At 62.0% G+C, this 21,429-nt stretch carries 15 protein-coding genes; 12 read left to right on the forward strand and 3 right to left on the reverse strand.

Translation table 11 applies throughout. The annotated features are described in order from the left end of the window. Positions 1–14: 14 nt before the first annotated feature. Both D0550_RS28725 and D0550_RS28730 read left to right on the forward strand, forming a co-directional pair. Complete coding sequence (locus D0550_RS28725; RefSeq protein WP_116812635.1) at positions 15–1,946, forward strand: tetratricopeptide repeat-containing sulfotransferase family protein; 1,932 nt, start codon at positions 15–17, stop codon at positions 1,944–1,946. 61 nt (positions 1,947–2,007) lie between these two features. Then, positions 2,008–4,446 (forward strand): TonB-dependent receptor, encoded by a 2,439-nt coding sequence (locus D0550_RS28730; RefSeq protein ID WP_116812648.1) that lies wholly within the window; start codon positions 2,008–2,010, stop codon positions 4,444–4,446. Between the two features lie 42 nt (positions 4,447–4,488). Here D0550_RS28730 and D0550_RS28735 read toward each other — a convergent pair whose 3' ends face one another. After that, a complete protein-coding gene (locus D0550_RS28735) occupies positions 4,489–5,748 on the reverse strand; it encodes a serine hydrolase domain-containing protein (RefSeq protein ID WP_116812636.1) in 1,260 nt (419 codons plus the stop codon). Between the two features lie 275 nt (positions 5,749–6,023). Here D0550_RS28735 and D0550_RS28740 point away from each other — a divergent pair, with 275 nt between their 5' ends. After that, positions 6,024–8,390 (forward strand): Tex family protein, encoded by a 2,367-nt coding sequence (locus D0550_RS28740; protein ID WP_116812637.1) that lies wholly within the window; start codon positions 6,024–6,026, stop codon positions 8,388–8,390. A gap of 52 nt (positions 8,391–8,442) precedes the next feature. Here D0550_RS28740 and D0550_RS36695 read toward each other — a convergent pair whose 3' ends face one another. Continuing rightward, positions 8,443–9,426 carry a DUF6036 family nucleotidyltransferase gene (locus D0550_RS36695; RefSeq protein ID WP_322109819.1) on the reverse strand — a complete coding sequence of 328 codons (984 nt, stop codon included), beginning with the start codon at positions 9,424–9,426 and terminating at the stop codon, positions 8,443–8,445. Positions 9,427–9,492: 66 nt separating this feature from the next. After that, positions 9,493–11,832, reverse strand: a complete 2,340-nt coding sequence (locus tag D0550_RS28750) for a DUF6600 domain-containing protein (RefSeq protein WP_116812639.1) — start codon at positions 11,830–11,832, stop codon at positions 9,493–9,495. Between the two features lie 126 nt (positions 11,833–11,958). On the opposite strand from D0550_RS28750, the gene D0550_RS28755 reads away from it, so the two are divergent. The 9 genes from D0550_RS28755 (at position 11,959) to D0550_RS36995 (ending at position 21,205) form a co-directional block, all read left to right on the forward strand. After that, the gene (locus D0550_RS28755; protein ID WP_174842521.1) at positions 11,959–12,675 is read left to right on the forward strand and encodes an SDR family NAD(P)-dependent oxidoreductase; all 717 of its coding nucleotides are present in this window, start codon (positions 11,959–11,961) and stop codon (positions 12,673–12,675) included. A 125-nt stretch (positions 12,676–12,800) separates the two neighbouring features. After that, positions 12,801–13,877, forward strand: a complete 1,077-nt coding sequence (locus tag D0550_RS28760; protein ID WP_116812641.1) for a cyclic nucleotide-binding domain-containing protein — start codon at positions 12,801–12,803, stop codon at positions 13,875–13,877. A 104-nt stretch (positions 13,878–13,981) separates the two neighbouring features. Then, a complete protein-coding gene (locus D0550_RS28765) occupies positions 13,982–15,775 on the forward strand; it encodes a DUF885 domain-containing protein (RefSeq protein ID WP_116812642.1) in 1,794 nt (597 codons plus the stop codon). Positions 15,776–15,900: 125 nt separating this feature from the next. Continuing rightward, positions 15,901–17,886, forward strand: coding sequence for a TonB-dependent receptor (locus D0550_RS28770; protein ID WP_116812643.1), 1,986 nt, complete (start codon positions 15,901–15,903; stop codon positions 17,884–17,886). Beyond that, positions 17,887–18,231 (forward strand): ArsC family reductase, encoded by a 345-nt coding sequence (locus D0550_RS28775; RefSeq protein WP_116812644.1) that lies wholly within the window; start codon positions 17,887–17,889, stop codon positions 18,229–18,231. It abuts the gene before it with no gap. A 111-nt stretch (positions 18,232–18,342) separates the two neighbouring features. Further along, complete coding sequence (locus D0550_RS28780; RefSeq protein WP_161966116.1) at positions 18,343–19,554, forward strand: sugar phosphate isomerase/epimerase family protein; 1,212 nt, start codon at positions 18,343–18,345, stop codon at positions 19,552–19,554. Positions 19,555–19,678: 124 nt separating this feature from the next. After that, a complete protein-coding gene (locus D0550_RS28785; protein WP_116812646.1) occupies positions 19,679–20,236 on the forward strand; it encodes a cysteine hydrolase family protein in 558 nt (185 codons plus the stop codon). A gap of 12 nt (positions 20,237–20,248) precedes the next feature. Beyond that, positions 20,249–20,503, forward strand: a complete 255-nt coding sequence (locus D0550_RS35710) for a type 1 glutamine amidotransferase family protein (RefSeq protein ID WP_206606598.1) — start codon at positions 20,249–20,251, stop codon at positions 20,501–20,503. A 24-nt stretch (positions 20,504–20,527) separates the two neighbouring features. Then, on the forward strand, positions 20,528–21,205 hold the full coding sequence (locus D0550_RS36995; RefSeq protein ID WP_206606599.1) for a GlxA family transcriptional regulator: 678 nt from the start codon (positions 20,528–20,530) through the stop codon (positions 21,203–21,205). The last annotated feature ends 224 nt before the right edge of the window (positions 21,206–21,429 follow it).

Raw genomic sequence — 21,429 nt, forward strand, 5'->3', positions numbered from 1 at the left:
TGGCCAGCTGACACATGAGCGCAACACCAGAACCAGTAGGGACCCTGGAGATCGCCCTCGCGCACACCCGGCGCCTGCTGGATCATGACCCGTCGGCAGCTGCGGAACAGGCGCGCGAGATTCTAAAGGTCATTCCCCGACAACCGCTGGCACAGTTTCTACTGGGACTGGCCTGCAGTGCCAACGGGCAGGGCGACGAAGCGATCGCGGCTTTGCAGAGGGCCGTCGAGTTGCAGCCCGATCTGCCCGATGCGTGGCGAACGCTGGCCGATCATCTTACCGCCGCCGGCGACGCGGTAGGCGCCGACCATGCCTACGCTCAGCACATCCGCTTCTCGACTCGCGATCCTCGCTTGCTCGAAGCCGGCGCCGCGCTGGCCGAAAACCGTATCGCCGTTGCTGAAGCTCTGCTTCGCGAGCATCTGAAGCAGCAGCCCACCGATGTCGCCGCCATTCGCATGTTTGCTGAAGTGGCCGCGCGCCTCGGACGATATCCCGATGCCGAAGTGTTGCTGGAACGTTGTCTGGAGCTGGCGCCGAGCTTCATGGGTGCGCGCCACAACTACGCTTATGTTCTGCAACGGCAGAACAAACTCGCCAAGTCGATGCAGCAGATTGAACGTCTGCTCGCGGCGGATCCACGCAATCCAGGCTATCGAAATCTGCTGGCTGCGGTGCTCGGACGGATAGGAGACTACCAGCGCGCTCTGAAAATATATGCCAGCGTGGTGAAGGAATACCCTAGCAATGCCAAGGTGTGGATGAGCTACGGGCATGCGCTGAAGACGGCGGGTCAGCAGGGCGAATGCGTCGCGACGTATCGTCGCGCCATCGAACTGTCGCCGCAGCTCGGCGAGGCCTACTGGAGTCTTGCGAATCTGAAAACATTCCGCTTCAGCGATGCGGATGTCGCTGCCATGCAGGGGCAGTTGCGACGCGATGAGTTGAGCGAGGAAGACCGCTTCCACTTCCATTTCTCGCTGGGCAAAGCGTTCGAGGATGCACGCGATTACGCCAGATCATTCGAGCACTATGAGCAGGGCAATCGTCTGCGCAGGGAGATGGTTCAATACGAGCCCGACCAGACGTCACAGCACGTGCATCGCTCGAAACAGCTGCTGACGCCGGAGTTCTTCGCCGCGCGTGCTGGCTGGGGTTCGCCGGCGCCCGATCCGATCTTCATCGTCGGCTTGCCGCGAGCAGGATCGACCTTGCTGGAGCAGATCCTGTCCAGTCATCCGCTGGTCGAAGGCACGATGGAGTTGCCTGACATCATCGATATGACGCGCTCATTGGGCCGGCGGCGTGCGCGCGGCGAAGCATCGAAGTATCCCGAAGTGTTGGCCGAGTTGTCCGCCGAGCAGTTGCGCGCGCTGGGTGACCAATACATTGCGAACACCCGCATCCAGCGCAAGACCGACGCGCCATTTTTCATCGACAAGATGCCGAACAACTTCGCGCACCTCGGCTTGATTCAACTGATGCTGCCGCGAGCCAGGATCATCGACGCGCGTCGTCATCCGCTGGGCTGCTGTTTCTCGGGCTTCAAGCAGCACTTCGCGCGCGGCCAGCATTTCACCTATGGGCTCGACGACATCGGCCGCTACTACCGCGATTACGTCGAGCTGATGGCCCATTTCGATGCCGTGCTGCCCGGTCGCGTGCATCGAGTCATCTACGAAACCATGGTCGCCGATACCGAAAGCGAAGTGCGTCGGCTGCTCGACTACTGCGGCTTGCCGTTCGATGAGCGCTGTTTGCGCTTTTATGAGAACGAGCGCGCCGTGCGCACCGCCAGCTCCGAGCAGGTCCGCCGTCCCATCTATCGCGACGGCGTCGATCACTGGCAGCACTATGAATCCTGGCTCGAGCCCCTGAAACGTGCCCTGGGTCCGGTGCTCGAGTCCTATCCCGCCGTTCCGGAGATGTTTGCTACCAATCGTTGAACCAACACTGATCATCAAAAGGGGCCGTGTGGACCCGCGGCTACAACATGGGGAGAGCAAGATGGTTGATCGTCGCTTGCATGCTCATAACCTTCGGCAAGGCCGCCGAAGATCTCTATCGGTTCCATTGGCCGCCGCGTTGTCGGTGACGCTGTCGCACGCGTCAGCGCAGAGTAACGAGGGCGCGGTGCTCGAGCAGGTGATCGTTACGGCGCAGAAGCGGCAGGAAAACCTGCAGGAGGTGCCGTTGAGCATCACCGCGCTGGGCACGGCGAAGCTCGAAGAGTTGCATGTCACGAATTTCGAGGACTACGCCAAGTTCCTGCCCAGTCTGTCGTACACATCGTTCGGCCCGGGTTTCTCCAGAGTGTTCTTCCGCGGCGTCAGCAGCGGTGACAATGGCAATCACTCGGGGCCCATGCCGTCGGTGGGCATGTATCTCGACGAGCAGCCCATCACGACGATTACAGGCGCGCTCGACGTGCATGTCTATGACATAGAACGAGTCGAAGCGCTCGCCGGTCCTCAGGGCACGCTCTACGGAGCCAGTTCGCAGGCGGGCACGATTCGCATCATCACCAACAAGCCCGATCCGTCCAAGTTCGCGGCCGGTTACGACGTCGAAGGCAATATGCTCGGTGGCGAGGCGGGTTACGTCGCCGAAGGTTTTGCCAATCTGCCGGTGAGCGACAATGCAGCGATTCGCCTGGTTGGCTGGGGCAAGCGTGACGCCGGCTACATCAGCAATGTCGCGGCGGATCGTCTCTATCCAACGGCGGAAATCACCATCAATAACGCCGACCGGGCCAAGAAGGATTACAACGACGTCGACACCTATGGGGCACGAGCTGCCTTGCGCGTGGACTTGAATGACAGCTGGACCCTCACGCCGACTCTGATGCATCAGCAGCAGAAGTCGAATGGCGCGTTTGCCTACGATCCCAGCCTCGGCGATCTCAATGTGGCGCGTTATCGTCCGGAGCGCGCCGACGACCGCTGGACGCAGGCGGCGCTCACGGTCGAAGGCAAGATTGCCAATCTCGATGTCGTGTATGCAGGCTCTTATCTGAAACGCAGCGTGGATACCGAGCAGGACTATTCCGACTACTCGCTGTTCTACGACATAACCTACTACTACACGGTTTACAACGACGACGGGGTCACCATCGAGCCGACGCAGTACATCCAGGGCAAGGATCGCTACAAGCGTCAAAGCCATGAAATCCGGCTGTCGACGCCTGCCGACAAGCGCGTGCGCTTTGTCGGTGGCTTGTTCTACCAGCGTCAGCAGCACTTGATCGAGCAGCGATACAAGATCGATGACCTGACGGCCGTGTTCGAAGTGAGCGACTGGCCCGACACGATCTGGCTTACCGAGCAGACGCGGGTCGATCGCGATTACGCGGTGTTCGGCGAGGTGAGCTTCGATCTCACGGATCATCTGACGCTGACCGGCGGCGCGCGCTGGTTCAAAGCGGAGAACTCACTGGCGGGTTTCTTCGGCTATGGCGATGGCTTCAGCACCAGCGGTTCTAACGGTGAGGCGCTGTGCAGTGGCTTGTTGGGCAATGACGCCGGAGATCGTTCCGGCTGGGTGCCGTACCATGCGGTCGGCACCGCGCCTTGCAAGAACCTCGACAAGTCCGTCAAGGAAGACGGCGTCACGCCCAAGGTCAATCTCACTTACAAGTTCGACGACAGTCGCATGGTGTACGTCACGTACTCGGAGGGTTTCCGGCCCGGCGGCGTCAATCGTCGCGGCACCTTCCCGCCCTACGACGCCGACTTTCTGAAGAACTACGAAGTGGGTTGGAAGACCACTTGGATGGACAATCGTCTGCGCTTCAATGGCGCGGTGTTCCTGCTCGACTGGGACGATTTCCAATTCTCGTTTACCGGCGAGAACGGTCTGACCAATATCACCAACGCCGGCGGCGCTCGCATCAAGGGCATCGAAACCGATGTGGAGTTCGCGGCCACCGAAAGCCTGCTGATTTCGGGCGGGCTATCGGTGCTCGATGCCAAACTGCGCGGCGATTTCTGCGAGCTGCTAGACGGTCAGGATCGCCCGCTGCCGCTGAGCGAGTGTTTCGCGGCGGACCCGCACCAGGGGCCCGACGTCCTGCGCGGTGCGGGCGACGGTACGACGCTGCCCTCCGTGCCGGATTACAAGGCCAATCTCACGGGTCGCTATCGGTTCCAGATGGGCTCGCTCGATGCATTTGCGCAGGCGGCCTTGGTTTATCAGTCCGAAAGTCGCGCCGCGCTCACGGCATTCGACGAAACCATCCTCGGCAAGAACCGGGCGTACAGTCTCGCCGATTTCTCGGTTGGCTTCGGCGACGGTGCGTGGACGGCGCAGGTGTTCGTCAATAATGCGTTCGACAAGCGAGCCGATATCACGCGGTTTGCACAGTGTCGCGAGGAGATGTGCACCAAGCCCTACATCGTGACCAATCAGCCGCGCACGATTGGTGTGAAGTTCGGGCAGAGGTTCTGACGAGAGCAGGGCGGGAGCTGCGCTCCCGCCCTCGACAGATCGTTACTTGGCGGGTTCGATCAGCGCCTGGAACGTGAGCTGGCGCGACAGATCTTCGATGTTCGGCGCGTCCGGCGGCCCGCCGCGGCGCTGGATGATGCCGAGGAATACCACCTCGTTGGTGGGATCGATCCAGAACCAGGTGCCGGCGAGGCCGTCCCACAGATACGTGCCCTTGCCGGTGGGGCTGCCGACTCGCAGCGGCTCTTCATAGATCGCCACGTCGAAACCGAAGCCAAAGCCCGGCTGCATGCGGTAGTTGCCAATGCCGAACTTGCCGCTCTGGTTCTTCACCAGGTCAGGCACGTGATTCGTCGTCATCAGCGCCACTGTGCTCGGTGCGAGCAGGCGCTTGCCGTCGAGCTGACCTTTGTTGGCGAGCATCTGAGCGAAGCGCAGATAGTCCGCCGCCGTTGAATAGAGACCGCCGCCACCGGAAGGCAGGCCGGGCGGCTCGTTCACGCCTTTGTCGTGAGGCAGGGCGGTGAGATCTTCACGGCCCCACTGATAAATCGTGGCGAGTCGCGACATCTTGTCCTTCGGCACGTGGAACGCCGTGTCATTCATGCCGAGCGGCGTGAAGATGCGCTCGCGCAGGAAGTCGGGGAACGATTTCCCCGAGAGCTTCTCGACCAGGTAACCCTGAATGTCGACGCTGACGCTGTACACCCAGCCTTCACCGGGCTGATACAGCAGCGGCAGCTTGGCCATGCGATCGATGAATTCCTGCAGCGACGCCGCGGCGAGCGGGGCGGACTGCTGATACTGCTTGTCCACCGGCGTGGAGCCAAACACGCCATAGGTGAAGCCGGCGGTGTGCGACATCAGCTCGCCGATAGTGGGCGCATGCGTGGGCGCGACGAAGATGGGCTGACCGTCAGGCCCATTGCCCGCGTACACCTTCAGATCCTTGAATTCGGGGATGTGGCGCGAGATCGGATCGGAAGGTTTCCACTTGCCTTCCTCGTACAACATCATCATCGCGACGCCGGTGATCGGCTTGGTCATGGAGTAGATGCGTACGATGGAGTCCATTTCCATGCGTTTGCCGCCGGCAATGTCGGCCAACCCGTACGTCGTTTGATGAACGATCTGGCCCCGACGCGCCAGCACCGTGGCGATGCCCGACAGTTGTTTGGTATCGACGACCGCCTTCATACCGGCATCCAGCAGCTTCAGGCGCTGCGAAGAAAAGCCGACGCTCTCCGGTTTGGCCTCGGGTAGAGACAGATTGCGCGCATCTGCGGCAATCGTGACAAGCATTGCCAGCGCGATCAGGCTCCATGCGCGCAGGCGAGGTGGTGGTATCCGCACAGTGAAATCCCCGCGATCCGTCGTTTTCAGGACAAAAGCGATGCTGAGTTACTTGTTGTAACGCGCCAGTCAGTGTAGCGGCAGGCTGGGGCAGGCGGCCTCGATTCAGGTGGGCCATGACAGAACTTTGCTTAGACCACTCCCGCCCGAATCACAAGCCTTGTCGCGACCCGGCTCGTTCTTCATAGTGCGCGCCTCGTTTTCGCTCTGTGGATCGGACCCTGATGCCGCTGCCGTCGATTGAATCCCGCATTGCCGTCGAACTGACGGCCAAACCAGAGCAGGTCATCGCCGCCGTGGCGCTGCTGGATGAAGGCGCCACGGTGCCGTTCATCGCGCGCTATCGCAAAGAAGCGACAGGGGGGCTGGATGACACGCAGCTGCGTACTTTGGAGGAGCGGCTCGCCTACCTCCGCGAGCTGGAAGAGCGCCGCGCCGCCATCATTGCGAGCATTGATGAACAGAAAAAGCTGACGCCTGCATTGCGTGCCAGTATCGAGGCCGCGGACACCAAGCAGCGCCTCGAAGATCTGTATTTGCCGTATAAGCCCAAGCGTCGCACCAAGGCACAGATCGCGCGTGAGGCGGGCCTCGACGTGCTGGCGGCGGCGCTGCTAGCCGATCATTCGCTGGTGCCGGAGACCGAGGCCGCGAAGTATTTGAAGCCGGCGTTCAAGACGGCGGAGGGCGACGACAACCCGGGCGTCGCGGATGTAAAGGCTGCACTCGAAGGTGCACGCACCGTTCTGATCGAGCAGTTCGCCGAAGACGCCGAGTTGCTGAACAACCTGCGCACGCATCTGCAGGACAACGGTGTCGTCGTGTCAGCCGTTGCGGAAGGTAAGGAAGAGCCGGCGGCGAAGTTCCGCGACTACTTCGCGTACAGCGAAACGATCAAGACCGTTCCTTCGCACCGTGCACTGGCGCTGTTCCGTGGTCGCAAGGAGGAGCTGCTGAAGGTTTCTCTGAAGTTGCCGGAGGACATGCAGCCGCCGGCGACCGGTCCGGCGCCGTTCAACGCTTGCGAGCTGAAGATTGCCGCGCGCTTCAACGTTGCTGATCGCAAACAAGCCGCCGATGCCTGGCTGCTGCAGACCGTTCGCTGGACCTGGCAGGTCAAGCTTGCATGGCAGCTGGAGGCTGAGTTGTTGACGGCGCTGCGCGAGCGTTCGGAAGAGGAAGCGATTCGCGTGTTCGCGCATAACTTGCACGATCTGCTGCTCGCGGCTCCCGCCGGTCCGCGCGCGACCATGGGGCTCGATCCCGGTCTGCGTACCGGTGTGAAGGTTGCCATCGTCGATCACACCGGCAAGCTGCTCGAAACCGCGACAGTTTATCCGCACGTGCCGCGCAACGAGTGGGACCGCACCATTGCCCATCTCGCGTTGCTGGCCAAGAAGCACAATGTCGATCTAATCAGCATCGGTAACGGTACCGCTTCACGCGAGACCGACAAGCTTGCCGGCGACCTGATCAAGCTGCATCCGGACTTGAAGCTGACGAAGATCGTCGTGTCCGAAGCGGGCGCGTCGGTGTACTCGGCGTCGGCCCTGGCAGCGAAAGAATTCCCGGATCTCGATGTGAGTCTGCGTGGCGCAGTTTCCATCGCGCGCCGCTTGCAGGATCCGCTCGCCGAACTGGTGAAGATCGATCCGAAGTCCATCGGCGTCGGTCAGTATCAGCACGACGTGAGCCAGACCAAGCTCGCCAAGAGCCTCGATGCCGTCGTCGAGGATTGCGTGAACGCGGTCGGCGTCGATGTGAACACTGCGTCTGCAGCGCTGCTGGCGCGCATCTCGGGTTTGTCGTCGACGCTTGCCGAGAACATCGTTCGTTATCGCGACGAGCACGGTGCATTCGCGAATCGTGCTGGCCTGAAGAAAGTGCCGCGCCTCGGCGAGAAGACGTACGAGCAAGCTGCCGGCTTCTTGCGCGTGATGAATGGCGACAATCCGCTCGATGCTTCAGCCGTGCATCCGGAAGCGTATCCGGTCGTCGAGCGCATCATCGCGGAGCTGAAGAAGCCCGTGAAGGAAGTGTTGGGCGACGGCTCGACGCTGAAGAAAGTCGATCCGGCCAAGTTCACCGACGAGCAGTTCGGCTTGCCGACGGTGAAAGATATTCTCAAGGAGCTGGAGAAGCCGGGCCGCGATCCGCGACCGGAGTTCAAGACCGCGACCTTCAAGGACGGCGTCGAGGAGCTCAAGGATCTGCAGCAAGGCATGATCCTGGAAGGCGTCGTCACCAACGTCACCGCATTCGGCGCGTTCGTCGACATCGGCGTCCATCAGGACGGCCTGGTGCACATCTCCATGATGTCGAACAAGTTCGTGAAGGACCCGCGTGAAGTCGTGAAGGCCGGCGATGTGGTGAAGGTCAAAGTGCTGGAAGTCGATCAGCAGCGCAAGCGCATCGCACTCACCATGCGCCTCGACGAGTCCGCCCAACGCGTCCGCGACAACGCCTCCGGCGACTTCCGTCGCGACCGCGATTCACGCCCGCCGCAGCGTCAGCAGCAACAGCGTCGCGAGGAGGCGGTCGGCGCCGGAGCGATGGCCGATGCCTTCGCTCGGGCTCTGAAGCGACCCTAAGAGGCTCATGCATGCTCGGGCCGAAGTGTTTGCTTCGGCTCAGGCGTGATCTTTACTTCGCGGTCTCTTTGAAATCTAGTTCGATGCGAGCCTTCACGATTTTCCGTAGTTCAGCGGATATGTCGGTGTTGCGCTCCCGAGCGAGGAGTGTCGCGTGTTGAGTCATTCCGTGCCGCGCGAGTTCTTTGGTGAACTCCCGATCCTTTTCCCTGCCCGCGACGTATTTCGAGATCGCCAGATCGTGCACTTCCAAACATAGGCCGGTTACGCCGACCGTGTTCGGATTGTTGATTCGTATCAGCCGTTCGCGCCAGCCGCTGGGCAAGGTCGCTGTTCTGTCATCCACACCTTGGGCGTAGTACCCATACATTTCGTGAAAGGGTGAGCCTTCCCCGATGCTGCCGTCGATGAGGTCCGAAAGCTGTGGATGATGCATAGGGAACACATCGGCCTCGGCAGATACCAGCAACGACGCGGGGGCGTTGGGAAATTGGCCGAGAATCGACTGACTGCCGATGATGACGATCTCGGAGTCGTTCGCGATCGAGCCCGCCGCGCGAATGATGTGCTCAAGCTCGGAACGCTTCATAGATNGATTCGCCATTCGTTCCTGGTTGGTGAGAATGCCGGCAAAGGGGGACGACTGGCGCAGGCGTGCACCATTCTCGCTGGGCTCGGTGATAAGAGCCGCGATGTCTTCCCAGGGTCGATTCAGTAGTTCGCGCCACTCGTCCAGCCATGCTGGTTGCGCCTCGTTTCGCTGCTCGCGCCACCGCTGCACATTGCTTCGGGCAATTTGTAACAGTTTGGGATCGCGCTGGATCTTTCGAGCAATGACGGCGTGCATCGCCAGGCTTCGGGCCTCTAGAAGCCGGTGGGATGAGTAGGTAGCCGGGGCCGGAGGCTCTGTGGGAACCCAGGCAACCACAGGCTTCAATCCCGCTGACTTGCGTCGCTCTCGTAGACGACGCATCCGTTCAGCTGCGGACATAGCTGATGCAGACGGCGGGCGGCCACGAGCTCGCTTCTTTGCCATGGAATTATCGTAACGCGTTACGAATTCCGAGGCAATCGAAGCGGGCTGACTTGGTGGGGATGCGGCCTAACGTTCCCTCGGCGTATTCCAGGACCGATTGCCGCCGCCGCGATGCCCGCCGCCGTTACCTACGCCGGGGCTGCTATTGGACGGCGGCGCGGCTCGCGAGGGTTGCGAGTGACTGGGAGGCGCCGCCTGGCGCGGCGGAGGACTGAAGTTACGCGGCTCGCTGCGAGGCGGAGCGCTGATCGTGCGTGGCGGCTCACTGCGAGGCGACGGCGCTGGGGTGTACTGACGGGGCTCGGTGCGGCTGAGCCCGCTGCCGCCGGAGCCAGGGCTGCGTGACGGCTCGCGTTCGCGGAAGTTGCTGTTGGAAGGCGGACGATAGAAGCCGGTGCCGTTTTGCTGATAGCCGTTGCTCGGCACCCGTTGCACGGGATCATTACGGCGGATGTTCGATGACTCTTCCGCCGGCATGCTCCGTACCCGATCGCGAGCATCGCTGCGATCTCGCTCACGCTGTCCAGGTTGAGGCGTAGGCGTGGAGAAGCTGTTCCCCGGGCGACTCAACCCTTCGGTGCGATTGTCACGGTCGCGACGAGACTGCCACTCACGCACCGAGTCGTTGTTCAACTCGCGTGGGCGGTTGCTGCCACCACTCGAGCCCAGCGCAGGGTAGCGGTTTACGTCCGGATTCTTGCCGGTCGGACGATTCACATTGAAGTCGCTGTAGCGTTTCGGACCCGGTGCGGGCTGAACCAGTTCGGCGCGGCCGATCGGCCGATTGCCGTTGGATTCGATGGCGCTGCGCTCGCGATGGAAAGGCATGCGGCCGGCGTAGTAATCACCACGGCCCATGTTGTTGAAGCGATCCACATCGCGCGGCGGCCGACGAATCGCGCCACCCAGCACGCTTTCGCGATAGGGCGCAATGGCGGGCGGTTCACGCACGCCGTGCCAGTTGCGCATTTGATTGTCGTCCGGCCGCACCCAGTGATCGCCGATGCGTCGACCGCCGACGAAATAATCACGCGGCACAGACGTCACAGCACCCGGATAGCGGTGGTAATCAAAGTGCGGCGGCGGCAGGCGCCGGCCGTAGAAATAGTTGTTGTTGATGACGACCGTGTTGGAAACATTCACGTAGCGAATGTAACGCGGCGTGTGTCGGTAGCCCGGATAGAAAACATCGCGGGGGCCGAGCGGATACCAGCCGACGTTGCCGAACGAGACGGAGACACCGACCGTTGGACCGCCGACCCAGCCAACCAGCGCCGGCGCATACACGGGACGAATGTGTCGGGGACCGGGCACCCAGCACCAGTTGCTGCGAATGTAGGCCCAGCGGCCGTAGTGAAACGGCGCGAAGCCCCAGCGAGCGTCATCGATCCACGACCAGCCCCATGGCGACACATACACCCAGCGGCCATAGCGATACGGCGCCCAGTTGCTGACGACGTAAGTCGGTCGCCATACGTAGCCGTATTCGGGCTCGCTGATCCATTCGCCGTTGTCGTCGAGATCCTCATAACCGATCACGTCACGAGAAACATATTGCGCCGATTGCGAGCGCTCGTTACGGGCGTCGCGATCGTTGGCCCAATTCTCGAAAGCGGTGCGTGGACCGAGCGGCTCGATGGTGCCGCTGAGAGCCTCTACTCCAGTGAACACGCCGCGCTCGTTGTCGCGCACCGTGAAATGTTCGTTGCCGCCGCCGCTCACGTCCGCTTCGCCATTGCGTGTCTTGACGATGGTGCGATCGGCGGACTTGTCCACTTCGAGGGAATATTCGCCGACGCGATTCAGGTGCACGGTGGAGTGGGGCGTTTCGATCTGGATGGTTTCGCCTTCGGCGAGCCGGCGCACGCGAATGGTCGCGACGCCTTCGGTGAGGCTGGCTTGCAGCACGTGGTCGTCCAGCTCGATCAGGCCAAAGCCGGTGTCGCCGTCTAGATACACCGCTGCGGAGCCGATCTGCAGCTCGGCGCGGCCTTTGTCTTCGACCCACAGCCGATCGCCGCTGGTCAGCGGTCGATTCAGCGCCGCATCGGCCCATTCATCGCTGCCGGCTGGCGCGACTGTGACATCGCCATCGACGTAGCCGAGGCGGGCGACCCGGCTCGGCGGGTCGACCACCGGCGCGGCGCGACTGGAAGATTCAGAGGACTGAGCAGCGGTTTCGGGCTCGATGACCGGCTCGACCGTGGGCTCGGATTCGACGACCGGCTCCGGCTCTACGACGGGCTGCTGGGCGCGGGCCACAGTGCTGCCGAAAGCGAGGAGCAAGCCCACGCTGCAAACGAATGCCGTCAGCCACTGTGTGAGGTAATTGGTCACGTACCTGCTGCCTGGGAGCTGGCCGCTGGATCGATCCGTGAGTCGGCGGTCGGCGTTGCCCAAAATCATGTTGCCCACCCCCGTTTAGAACGGTTGTCAGCATGATCCGTTCCCTGGGGTGAACTCAAGGTGAACAGCGCTGGATGCTAGGCTAACGACCTGATCTCCAAGAAGCATTCAAGAATTAAGTCAATCATGCCGGGTGCTATCGTCATTGGCGCGAGCTCAGGGATCGGTGCGGCCCTGGCGCGGTGCTTGTCTGAACAGGGTTACCGGGTGGGCCTGGCGGCCCGGCGCGTCGATCTGCTCGAGCAGGTGCGCGCGCAGCTGCCCAATCCCGCCTTCAGCCAGGCGATCGATATTTCTCAACCTGAACGAGCCATGGCGGCGCTGCGCGAGCTGGCCGCCGCGGTGGGCGATGTAGAGCTGTATGTAATCAGCTCGGGTGTGGGCTTCATCAATCCGCAGCTGGAATGGTCGGAGGAGCAGCGCACGATCGAGGTCAACGTGCTCGGGTTCGCCGCCATGGTGAATGCGGCCGTCCAGATGCTCGAGGCGCGGGGCTCGGGACATCTGGTTGGTATCTCATCGGTGGCTGCATTGCGCGGCGGTCGGGCCGCGCCGGCGTACAACGCCTCCAAGGCATTCGTTTCCAACTATCTCGAAGGCATCCGGCAGCGCTGCCATCGGCGCGGTGTGCCGATCACGGTGACCGATATCCAGCCCGGGTTCGTGGCGACGGCCATGGCGCAGAGCCCGCAGCTGTTCTGGATGGCCACGGCCGAGCAGGCCGCAGAGCAGATCTTTGCTGCAATTCGGGGCCGAAAACGGCACGCCTATGTCACGCGACGCTGGCGGCTGGTGGCTTGGCTGCTGCGGGGATTACCCGCGGCCTGGTATCAGAGAATGTAGCAGGGCGACAGAATGTTGGCGTCTGGCGGGTCAGGCGTTTGTGAGATACATCGCGGATTAACCCAGGCGGCTGCCTAATACTGATCCAGGTTAAAAAGCGGGTCGAATAAGAAGTATCTGGCCTCATGGACTTAACCGGGAATCCCAAAGAGCTGGCCCTGCTGCGGAGTTTCGCGCCGTTCGACGGCATGAAGCCCGAAAGCCTGACCGTGTTCGCCCGTAAGATCACGCGCCGCCAGGCTCCCAAGGGTCGCTTGCTATTCACCGAAGGCGACGAGGAAAAGCAGACCTTCTACCTGATCAGCGGCGCGGTCGATTTTCTCGCCGAGGGCGAAGTGGTCGGCTCGGTGAAGAGCGGCACGCCCAAATCCAAGAGCCCGCTGGCGCATCAGCTGCCGCGGCCTTATTCGGCGGTGGTCACCTCCGACCGCATCGAATATTTCCAGATCGACAGCGAGTTTCTGGACGTCGCGGTGACGCTCGACCAGACCGGTGCCTACAAGGTGCTGGAGTTGAATGGGCTGGACGAGAACGCGCCCGGTCCGGACGACTGGATGACGGCGCTGTTGCAGACCAAGGCATTCCACAAGATTCCGCCGTCCAACATCCAGGCCGTGTTCATGCGGCTGCAGCGCATCGACTGCCGCGCCGGCGAGGTGGTCATCAAGCAAGGCGATGTGGGCGATTATTTCTATGTCGTCGTCAAAGGCATCTGCCAGGTCGCGCGCGAGACGCCGCTCAACAAGGAAGGCGTACGCCTCGCCGAGCTCAAGATGGGCGACACCTTCGGTGAGGAAGCGCTGATCTCCGACGTGAAGCGCAACGCCACGGTGACCATGGTGACCGATGGCGTGCTGATGCGGCTGGCGAAGGAAGACTTCCGCAAGCTGCTGCACGAGCCGTTGCTCGAATGGGTCGACTACGAGAGCGCCAAGCGCATCGTGGCCCGCGAAGACGGGCAATGGATCGACGTGCGGCTGCCGTCGGAGTTCGAGCACTATCGTGCCGAGGGCGCGATCAACATTCCGTTGCATTCGTTGCGTCTGAAATTGAAAGCGCTGGATCGCAACCGGCATTACATCGTTTGTTGCGATACCGGTCGCCGCAGCTCGGCCTGCGCTTACATCCTCGCGGAACGCGGCTTCCATGCCAGCGTATTGCGCGGTGGGTTGGGTTCGACCGAGCTGGCCGCGCTGCGCTGACCAACCGCTCATCGTATACATCGCGGCCGTCCGTTCGCGGGCTCTTTAATTTCTCGGGCCGCCGGCCCAAGATGCCGTCTTCCACGTGCTATGGAGATGGCCTCATGGGTTTCAGGTCTCGTCCCGCATCCTTCTTGAGCGGTCTCGCGCTGTTGTTGTCGTGTTCGCTGGCGGTGGCGCAAGAGGCTGGCTTGAACACGCTGATCGACGAATACGAGCAGCTGATCCGCAAGGACGATCCGGTGAGCGCGGGGCAGGAAGGCGATCGAGACGCGTTGCGCCGGTTGCCGGACGTGCGGCCGGAAACGCAGCAGGCGATCGCGAAACAACTCAAGAGCCTTGGCGAGCGTCTTGCGGCGATCAATGCGTCGGGGTTCTCCGACGACGCGGCGTTGAATCATCAGCTGCTCACGCGCGTCGTCGCGCTTCACGTCGAACAGCTTACGTTCGATCTGCCGCGCATTCCGTTCGAGAACGACAGCGGCTTCCATACATTGCTCGATTATCTGGCCCGCACCACGACGATTGGCTCGCGTGAAGATGCAGATGCCTGGCTCGCGCGTCTGGAAGCAACGCCGTCGTATTACGAGCAGAATCTCGCCAACCTGCAGCGAGGCATCAAGACCAAGTACACGCAGCCGCGCATCGTTGCCGACCGCGTGCTCGAAGTGGCGCGCAAACAGGCGAACACCAAGCCCGAAGACAGTTCGCTGTTACTGCCGTTCGCGCGCATGCCTTCGAGCATTCCGACGGTGGCGCAGGAGGAATATCGCAGCAAGGCGCTTGCGACCGTGCGGGATCGCATTCTGCCGGCGCAGAAGAAGTTCGCCGACTTCATGGAAAAGGAATATCTGCGCGCCGCTCGTCCCAAGCTCGCGTGGCGCACCGTACCGAACGGCGAGAGCTCCTATAAGTTCTTTGTGCGCCAGGAGACGACGACCCAGATGACACCCGATGAGATCCATCAACTGGGTCAGTCGGAAGTGGCGCGCATTCGTGGGCTCATGGAGCAGACGATTGCGGAGACGGGCTTCAAGGGCAGCTTTGCCGATTTCCTGAAGATGCTCCGTACCGATCCGCGCTTCTACGCGAAAACTTCGGAAGAGCTGCTGGAGAAGGCGAGCGAGATTGCCAAGCGTTCGGACGATCAGCTGCCGCGTCTGTTTGGCACGCTGCCGCGGTTGACCTATGGCGTGCGCCCGGTGCCCGCCGACATCGCCGAGGGTTACACGACCGGGCGCTATTGGGGCGGCAGCATGCAGCAGGGGCAGGCGGGCGGCTACATGGTCAACACCTCGCATCTGGATCAGCGGCCGCTGTACGAGCTGCCGGCGCTGACGGTGCACGAGGCCGTGCCTGGTCATCATCTGCAGATCGCGTTGTCGCAGGAGCTGAGCGGAATTCCATACTTCCGTCGTAACACCAGTCCGACGGCGTTCGTCGAGGGCTGGGGCCTGTATTCGGAATTCCTGGGCGAAGAGATGGGGATCTATCGCGATCCGTACGAGCGCTTCGGTCGTTACTCTTACGAAATGTGGCGGGCCTGCCGCCTCGTCGCGGACACCGGCATTCATTGGCTGGGTTGGGATATCGAGCAGGCGCGTCGCTGCTTTACCGAGAACTCGGCACTTGCGCCTCACAACATCCAGACTGAGTTGGAGCGCTACGTTTCCTGGCCCGGTCAGGCGCTGGCATACAAGATCGGCGAGTTGCGGTTCCGCAGCCTGCGCAGCGATGCGGAGAAGGCGCTCGGCGAAAACTTCAACGTGCGCGAATTCCACGACAAGCTGCTACTGAGCGGCGCACTCCCACTGGAGGTCGTGAGCAAGCGCATCCAGGCCTGGATCCTCGAAAAGAGGCCCAACACGGCAACGTCGTCGGCCGCGGTAGCGCCCTGATTCTTCGCGCGTTATTCACGTTAACGGGCGGGCGGTAACCGTTATAAACGGCGCCTGCCCAGCCGCCGCCACCTAAGCTCCTCACATTCGTGCCGCAATCGGGCGGCACGTGTGAGGACAGGACCATGGTCGAGCGGTTCATCGGGCGTGCGGCAATGTTTCCTTTGACGTTGCTGGTCGCCAGCAACTTGGCGTCAGCTGCGGATACCTTGGAAGAGGTCGTGGTGTTCGCTCGTGGCGAGCAGCAGATCGGCCGTGCTGCCGCCGCGAGCGAAGGCGCGGTGGGTGGTGCCGATTTGTCGGTGCGTCCATTGTTGCGAGTGGCGGAACTGCTCGAGGTCGTGCCAGGCATGATCGCCGTCCAGCATTCGGGCTCGGGCAAGGCCAATCAATACTTCCTGCGCGGCTTCAATCTGGATCACGGCACCGACTTCGCCAACTACATCGACGATGTGCCCATGAACCTGCGCACCCATGGCCACGGGCAGGGCTATCTGGATGTGAATGGCCTGATCCCGGAAGTCATCGAGCGCATCGACTATCGCAAAGGTCCGTATCGGGCCGACACCGGCGACTTCTCCATGGCCGGCGCCGCGCAGATGAGCACGATTGCGACCCTGAATCCTTTCGTGGCGGCGGAGGGCGGCAAATACGGTTGGCAGCGTCTGGCAGGTGGTACGTCGACTCAGATCGGCGCAGGCAATCTGGTCGCAGTAGGCGAGCTGAAATCATATGACGGCCCCTGGGAGCTGGCCGAACACCTGCGACATCAATCTGCGTGGGTGAAATATTCATTGCCGCTCGATGATGTCCGGCTCGAACTGAGCTTGTCGGGCTACCACGCCGAGTGGCGTCCGACCGAACAAATTCCCGAGCGCGCCATCGGCACCGACGTATGCGAGAACGCCTTCTGCTCGCTCGATCCGACGGCGGTCGGCGAGACATTGCGCTGGATCGGTGCTGCTCGGTTGATCGCTGACGACTGGCGAGCGACTGTGTACGCGCAGTACTACGACTGGCACATGTCCTCGAATGCCACGTATGACTTTCAGATCAATCAATTCGATCGCCGCTGGATCGGCGGTGGCCGCTTCGAGCGCGCCTTCCAGATCAACGAGCAGATCTCGTTGCGAGCTGGTGTCGAAGCTCGCTACGACGACATTGGCAACGTCGGTTTGCAACACACCGAAGCGGGCGAATTCGTCGAGACCATCAGTCAGCACTCGGTGCGTGAAAGCTCGGCCGGCATCTATACCGAAGCGGCGTGGCGGCCGATCGATGGGCTGCGGCTCACGGGCGGCCTGCGAGGCGACTATTACGACTTTGATGTGAAGGCGCGAATCGACGGTGTCGATGCCGGTTCGGACTCGGACACCGCAGTGTCACCAAAGCTGGGCGCGGCTTACACGATCAACGATCGCATCGAGGTCTACGGCAACTGGGGTAAGGGGTTTCATTCCAACGACGCGCGCGGCGTCGTGAACACGGAAACGCCGGTAGCCGGGCTGAGCAAAGGCTCGGGTCATGAAGTCGGCGCGCGTTTCGAGCTCGGCCCGGTGCGACTGACCGCGACGTATTGGTGGCTGGATCTGGATAGCGAGCTGAAGTTCGTCGGCGATTCGAACTCGGTGGAGCCCGGTGCGGCGACCAAACGGCGCGGCTATGAGCTGGTCGGCTTCTGGCGTCCGATGGATTGGCTCGCGTTCGACGCGGTGTGGACAGGCAGTCGCGCCCGCTACGAAAACAGTCCGGATGGCGTGTATGTGGCCGGCGCCGTCGAAAACGCAGGCGAGCTGGGCGTCGCCATGATCCACGACCGTTGGGAGGCGAGTCTGCGCGTACGCCATCTCGGTGAATATCCGCTGATCGAAGACAACTCGCTGCGTGCCGATGCCGAGACCAGCCTGAATCTGCGCGGCGCCTGGAAGGGGGAGCACTTCACCGTTTACGCCGAACTGCTCAACGCGCTCGATGAGCACGGCAAGGACATCGTTTATTACTACGCCGCGCATGTGGCTGGCCTGGACCCGGAGGGCGAGCAGATCGACGGCCGGGTCAGCCGTATCCAGGAGCCGCGTACCATTCGCTTTGGCGTGAAGTACAATTTCTGAATGACGACCCTCTATGGCATCAAAGCCTGCGACACCATGAAAAAAGCGCGCACCTGGCTCGACGAGCACGGTGTGAAATACGAGTTTCATGACTACAAGGTTTCGGGCATCGACCGCGAGCACCTGGAGGCGTGGTGCAAGAAGGCGGGGTGGGAAACGGTCCTGAATCGCGCCGGCACCACGTTCCGCAAATTGCCCGATGCCGACAAGGCTGATTTGAACGAGCGCAAGGCCATTGCGCTGATGCTGGCGCAGCCTTCCATGATCAAGCGCCCGGTGCTGGAGAAGGGCGCCAAGCTGCTGGTGGGGTTCAAGCCGGCCGAGTACCAGGCCGCCCTGAGTTAATACTCCCACCGCCCGGCTCGGGCCCTGCGCCGGCCGCAGGCCCCGGATGTAAACGGTTCCATGATCTGCCAGACTCGGGGTATGAGCACCTCAGCTTTTGCCCCGAAGCCCATGAAACTCAGCATCCTGACCGCGGCGCTGCAGGAGCTGACGCCACGGGACCAGCGGGATGCCGACCCGGACCTGGCCATCGAAGAATGGCTGCAATTCGCGCGCGACATTGGCTCGCCGAACATTCAGCTCTCCTCGGCGCTGCATCCCAGCGAAAGCGATGTGCCGGCCGAGGCCATGCTCGATCCGGTCGCAAACACGCTGGATCTGCGCCAGCCATTCAATAAACAACGTGCGGCCCGTGTGCTCGCGTCGATGCGAGAGAACGGTGTCGGGCTGTCCGATCTCGGCTACTTCGATAACATGCTGGTCGCCGATCCCGGCGCGCGCCGCAAGAAATATGACTTCATGTTGCGATTGTTCGATGCCGCCGTGCTGTTGGGCACGGATGCAGTGTGCGGTTTCGTCGGCCGCAATCCGCAACTGGAGATGGATCAGAACCTCGTCATGTTCGAAGAGGTGTTCATTCCGCTGCTCAAGGAAGCCAAGGCGCGGGGGCTGACCTATCGCGTCGAGCAGTGTCCGATGCCGGGCTGGAACGTGCTCGATCGCTGGCACAACAACATCGCTTACGCGCCGGGCCCGTGGATCGCGTTACATCGGATCTGCGAGCGGCATGGCGTCGGCGATCAGTTTCGAATTCATTACGATCCGTCGCACGCGATTCTGATGGGGCAGGACACGCGGTCGCTGTTCCAATATCTCAAAGACGCCGGCTACGGATTCCTCATCGGCGGCTTTCACGTCAAAGGTCAGGTTGTCGATTCGCGTGGCGTCGCTGCGTGGGGTTACGGCGGCCAGACCATGCAACGGGGCGACTGGATCGATGGCAAGCCGTCGCCGAATCCGGCCGATCAGGCCAACGCGTGGAAGAAGCAAACCGTGCTTTGTGAGCACGAGCTGCCGGGCACCGCGCGCCATGATCCACTGGCTTATTTGCAGAACCGGACTGTCGATTGGCTCGATCATCAGCTCGCCGCGCGTGAGTTGCTGTCGATCGATCCGGCCAAGACGTATCTGGTCGTCGAGCACGAATATCCGCCCGCCCGAATCCAGGACAAGGCACGGCTCGCGCCCATCCTGAAAGGCTCGCTCGCATTCGTGAAAGCTATCGACGAGGCAGCCGCGGCCATGTACTCGCTCCAGCATGACGTGCTGAAGTCGCAGGGCATTCCCATCCAGGGCATCGGGCGCGAAGCCTACCGGTCATAATCGGACGCGGAAACACACGGCCGCTACCCCTGACCGTTTTTGACCGCTGCCTGTCGACAGGCGCTCTCGTCCCTGGACCGCGTGGCGCGCATCATGCGCCCTACGTTGTCCTGGAGGAGTCGCCATGAAATCCGCGTTGCTCGTGATCGATGTGCAGCAGTCGTTTACCCGCCGTCCGTATTGGAACGACGCGGAGCTGCCTGGGTTCATTCAGAGCCTGCAACAGCTCGTGAACCGCGCCCACCAGGCAGGCGTGCCGGTGCTGCAGGTGTTCCATGTGGACGAGGAGGGTGCGGAAAACGCGTTTTCCTACGAGTCCGGCTTGATCAAAACATTGCAGCAGCTCGATATCCGGCCCACCGAAGTGTTCACCAAGGCCGTGCACTCGGCCATGTTCGCGACCACGAATAACGGCAAGAGCCTCGACTACTGGCTGCGCACTCATGGGATCGACCGGCTGATCGTCACCGGCATCCGCACCGAGCAGTGCTGCGAGACCACGACGCGTCATGCCTCGGATCTCGGCTATAGTGTGAGCTACGCGATGGATGCCACCCTGACTTTTCCCATGGTGTCCGGATCGGGCCGCACCTATACATCGGCGGAGATTCGCGACCGCACCGAGCTGGTCCTGCAGGGCCGATTCGCTCAGGTGCAGCAGTCGGCAGCCGTGGTGATCTGACGAGGTATCGATATGAGGACGGTGCTGTTCGCACTGCTGCCTGAAGTCGTGTTGCTAGACGTCGCCGGCGCCGCCGAGGCGTTCCGGCTGGCGAGCAAGCTCGTTCCCGACAGCTACGATTTGCAGTTCGCCGGCACCACCTCGTCGTTGCGATCCTGCGTGGGCCTGCACCTTCACAAGCTGCAGCGCCTGCCCGCCGAAGTCCCGGATCATTCGATTGTCGTGATTACCGGCGTCACGACTGCCGCGCTCGATCTGGAATCGTAGGCGACCAAGGAGCTCACGCAGTGGGTGCAGCTGGTTGCTCGCAACCCAACTGTCACATTGATGTGTGTTTGTTCGGGCAGCCTGTTGGCCGCGAATGCCGGGCTGCTGCGGGGACGCGAATGCACGACGCATCACGACCTCATCGACAGGCTGGAGAAGCTCGAGCCGAGCGCGACCGTGCATGGCAATCGCATCTTCGTCGAAGACGGACACATCATGACGAGCGCGGGTGTCACGTCCGGTGTCGACCTGGCGCTGCACATCATCGGTCAGCAGTTAGGCCACAAGGTCGCCGTGGCCGTGGCGCGCGATCTCGTGGTTTACATGCGGCGCACGACGGCTGATCCGCAGCTGTCCGCGTGGGTCATGCATCGAAATCACATTCATCCTGCAGTTCATCGAGTGCAGGACGCCGTCGCTCGCAATCCGGCGGCGGACTGGTCAGCGACCAGGCTCGCCGCCGTTGCTTGTATGAGTGCGCGAAATCTCGGCCGCTTGTTCGCCGAGCACGCAGGATGCTCACCGCTCGATTACGTGCAGCGCCTGCGAGTGGCGGTCGCGCGAGAAATGGTGATGAACAGCGATCTAGCGTTGGAGCGCGTTGCCGAGCGCAGCGGCTTCAGTTCCGCACATCATCTGCGGCGAGTCTGGCGTCGTTGGGAGCCGGCGTCGCCGGCTGAGTTTCGTTCGACAGCTCGCTGACGGTCACTGACTTCAGGCCGCGCTCACGCAGGCCCCGCAATAACAACGGCAGCGCTTCGAGGATGAGCGGGCGATGCTGGTGCTCGCGATTCGTGCCCGTCGTGCAGGAGCACGATATCTCCCGGCCGAATCCGGCGCACGACGCCGTTCGCGACGGCCCGAGGATCACGCGCGAAGGTGTCTCTCGAATGGATCGACCTGTCTCTTATACACATCTCCGAGCC

It is taken from the genome of Steroidobacter cummioxidans, from assembly GCF_003104955.1.

Excerpts from the sequence above, each read along its gene's own strand:
- D0550_RS28755 (WP_174842521.1), top strand. The coding sequence starts at position 11,959 with ATGCCGGGTGCTATCGTCATTGGCGCGAGCTCAGGGATCGGTGCGGCC.
- D0550_RS28735 (WP_116812636.1), bottom strand. The coding sequence starts at position 5,748 with ATGCTTGTCACGATTGCCGCAGATGCGCGCAATCTGTCTCTACCCGAG.
- D0550_RS28765 (WP_116812642.1), top strand. The coding sequence starts at position 13,982 with ATGGGTTTCAGGTCTCGTCCCGCATCCTTCTTGAGCGGTCTCGCGCTG.
- D0550_RS28780 (WP_161966116.1), top strand. The coding sequence starts at position 18,343 with ATGAAACTCAGCATCCTGACCGCGGCGCTGCAGGAGCTGACGCCACGG.
- D0550_RS28785 (WP_116812646.1), top strand. The coding sequence starts at position 19,679 with ATGAAATCCGCGTTGCTCGTGATCGATGTGCAGCAGTCGTTTACCCGC.
- D0550_RS28725 (WP_116812635.1), top strand. The coding sequence starts at position 15 with ATGAGCGCAACACCAGAACCAGTAGGGACCCTGGAGATCGCCCTCGCG.
- D0550_RS28750 (WP_116812639.1), bottom strand. The coding sequence starts at position 11,832 with ATGATTTTGGGCAACGCCGACCGCCGACTCACGGATCGATCCAGCGGC.
- D0550_RS28770 (WP_116812643.1), top strand. The coding sequence starts at position 15,901 with ATGGTCGAGCGGTTCATCGGGCGTGCGGCAATGTTTCCTTTGACGTTG.
- D0550_RS35710 (WP_206606598.1), top strand. The coding sequence starts at position 20,249 with ATGAGGACGGTGCTGTTCGCACTGCTGCCTGAAGTCGTGTTGCTAGAC.
- D0550_RS28730 (WP_116812648.1), top strand. The coding sequence starts at position 2,008 with ATGGTTGATCGTCGCTTGCATGCTCATAACCTTCGGCAAGGCCGCCGA.
- D0550_RS28740 (WP_116812637.1), top strand. The coding sequence starts at position 6,024 with ATGCCGCTGCCGTCGATTGAATCCCGCATTGCCGTCGAACTGACGGCC.
- D0550_RS28775 (WP_116812644.1), top strand. The coding sequence starts at position 17,887 with ATGACGACCCTCTATGGCATCAAAGCCTGCGACACCATGAAAAAAGCG.
- D0550_RS28760 (WP_116812641.1), top strand. The coding sequence starts at position 12,801 with ATGGACTTAACCGGGAATCCCAAAGAGCTGGCCCTGCTGCGGAGTTTC.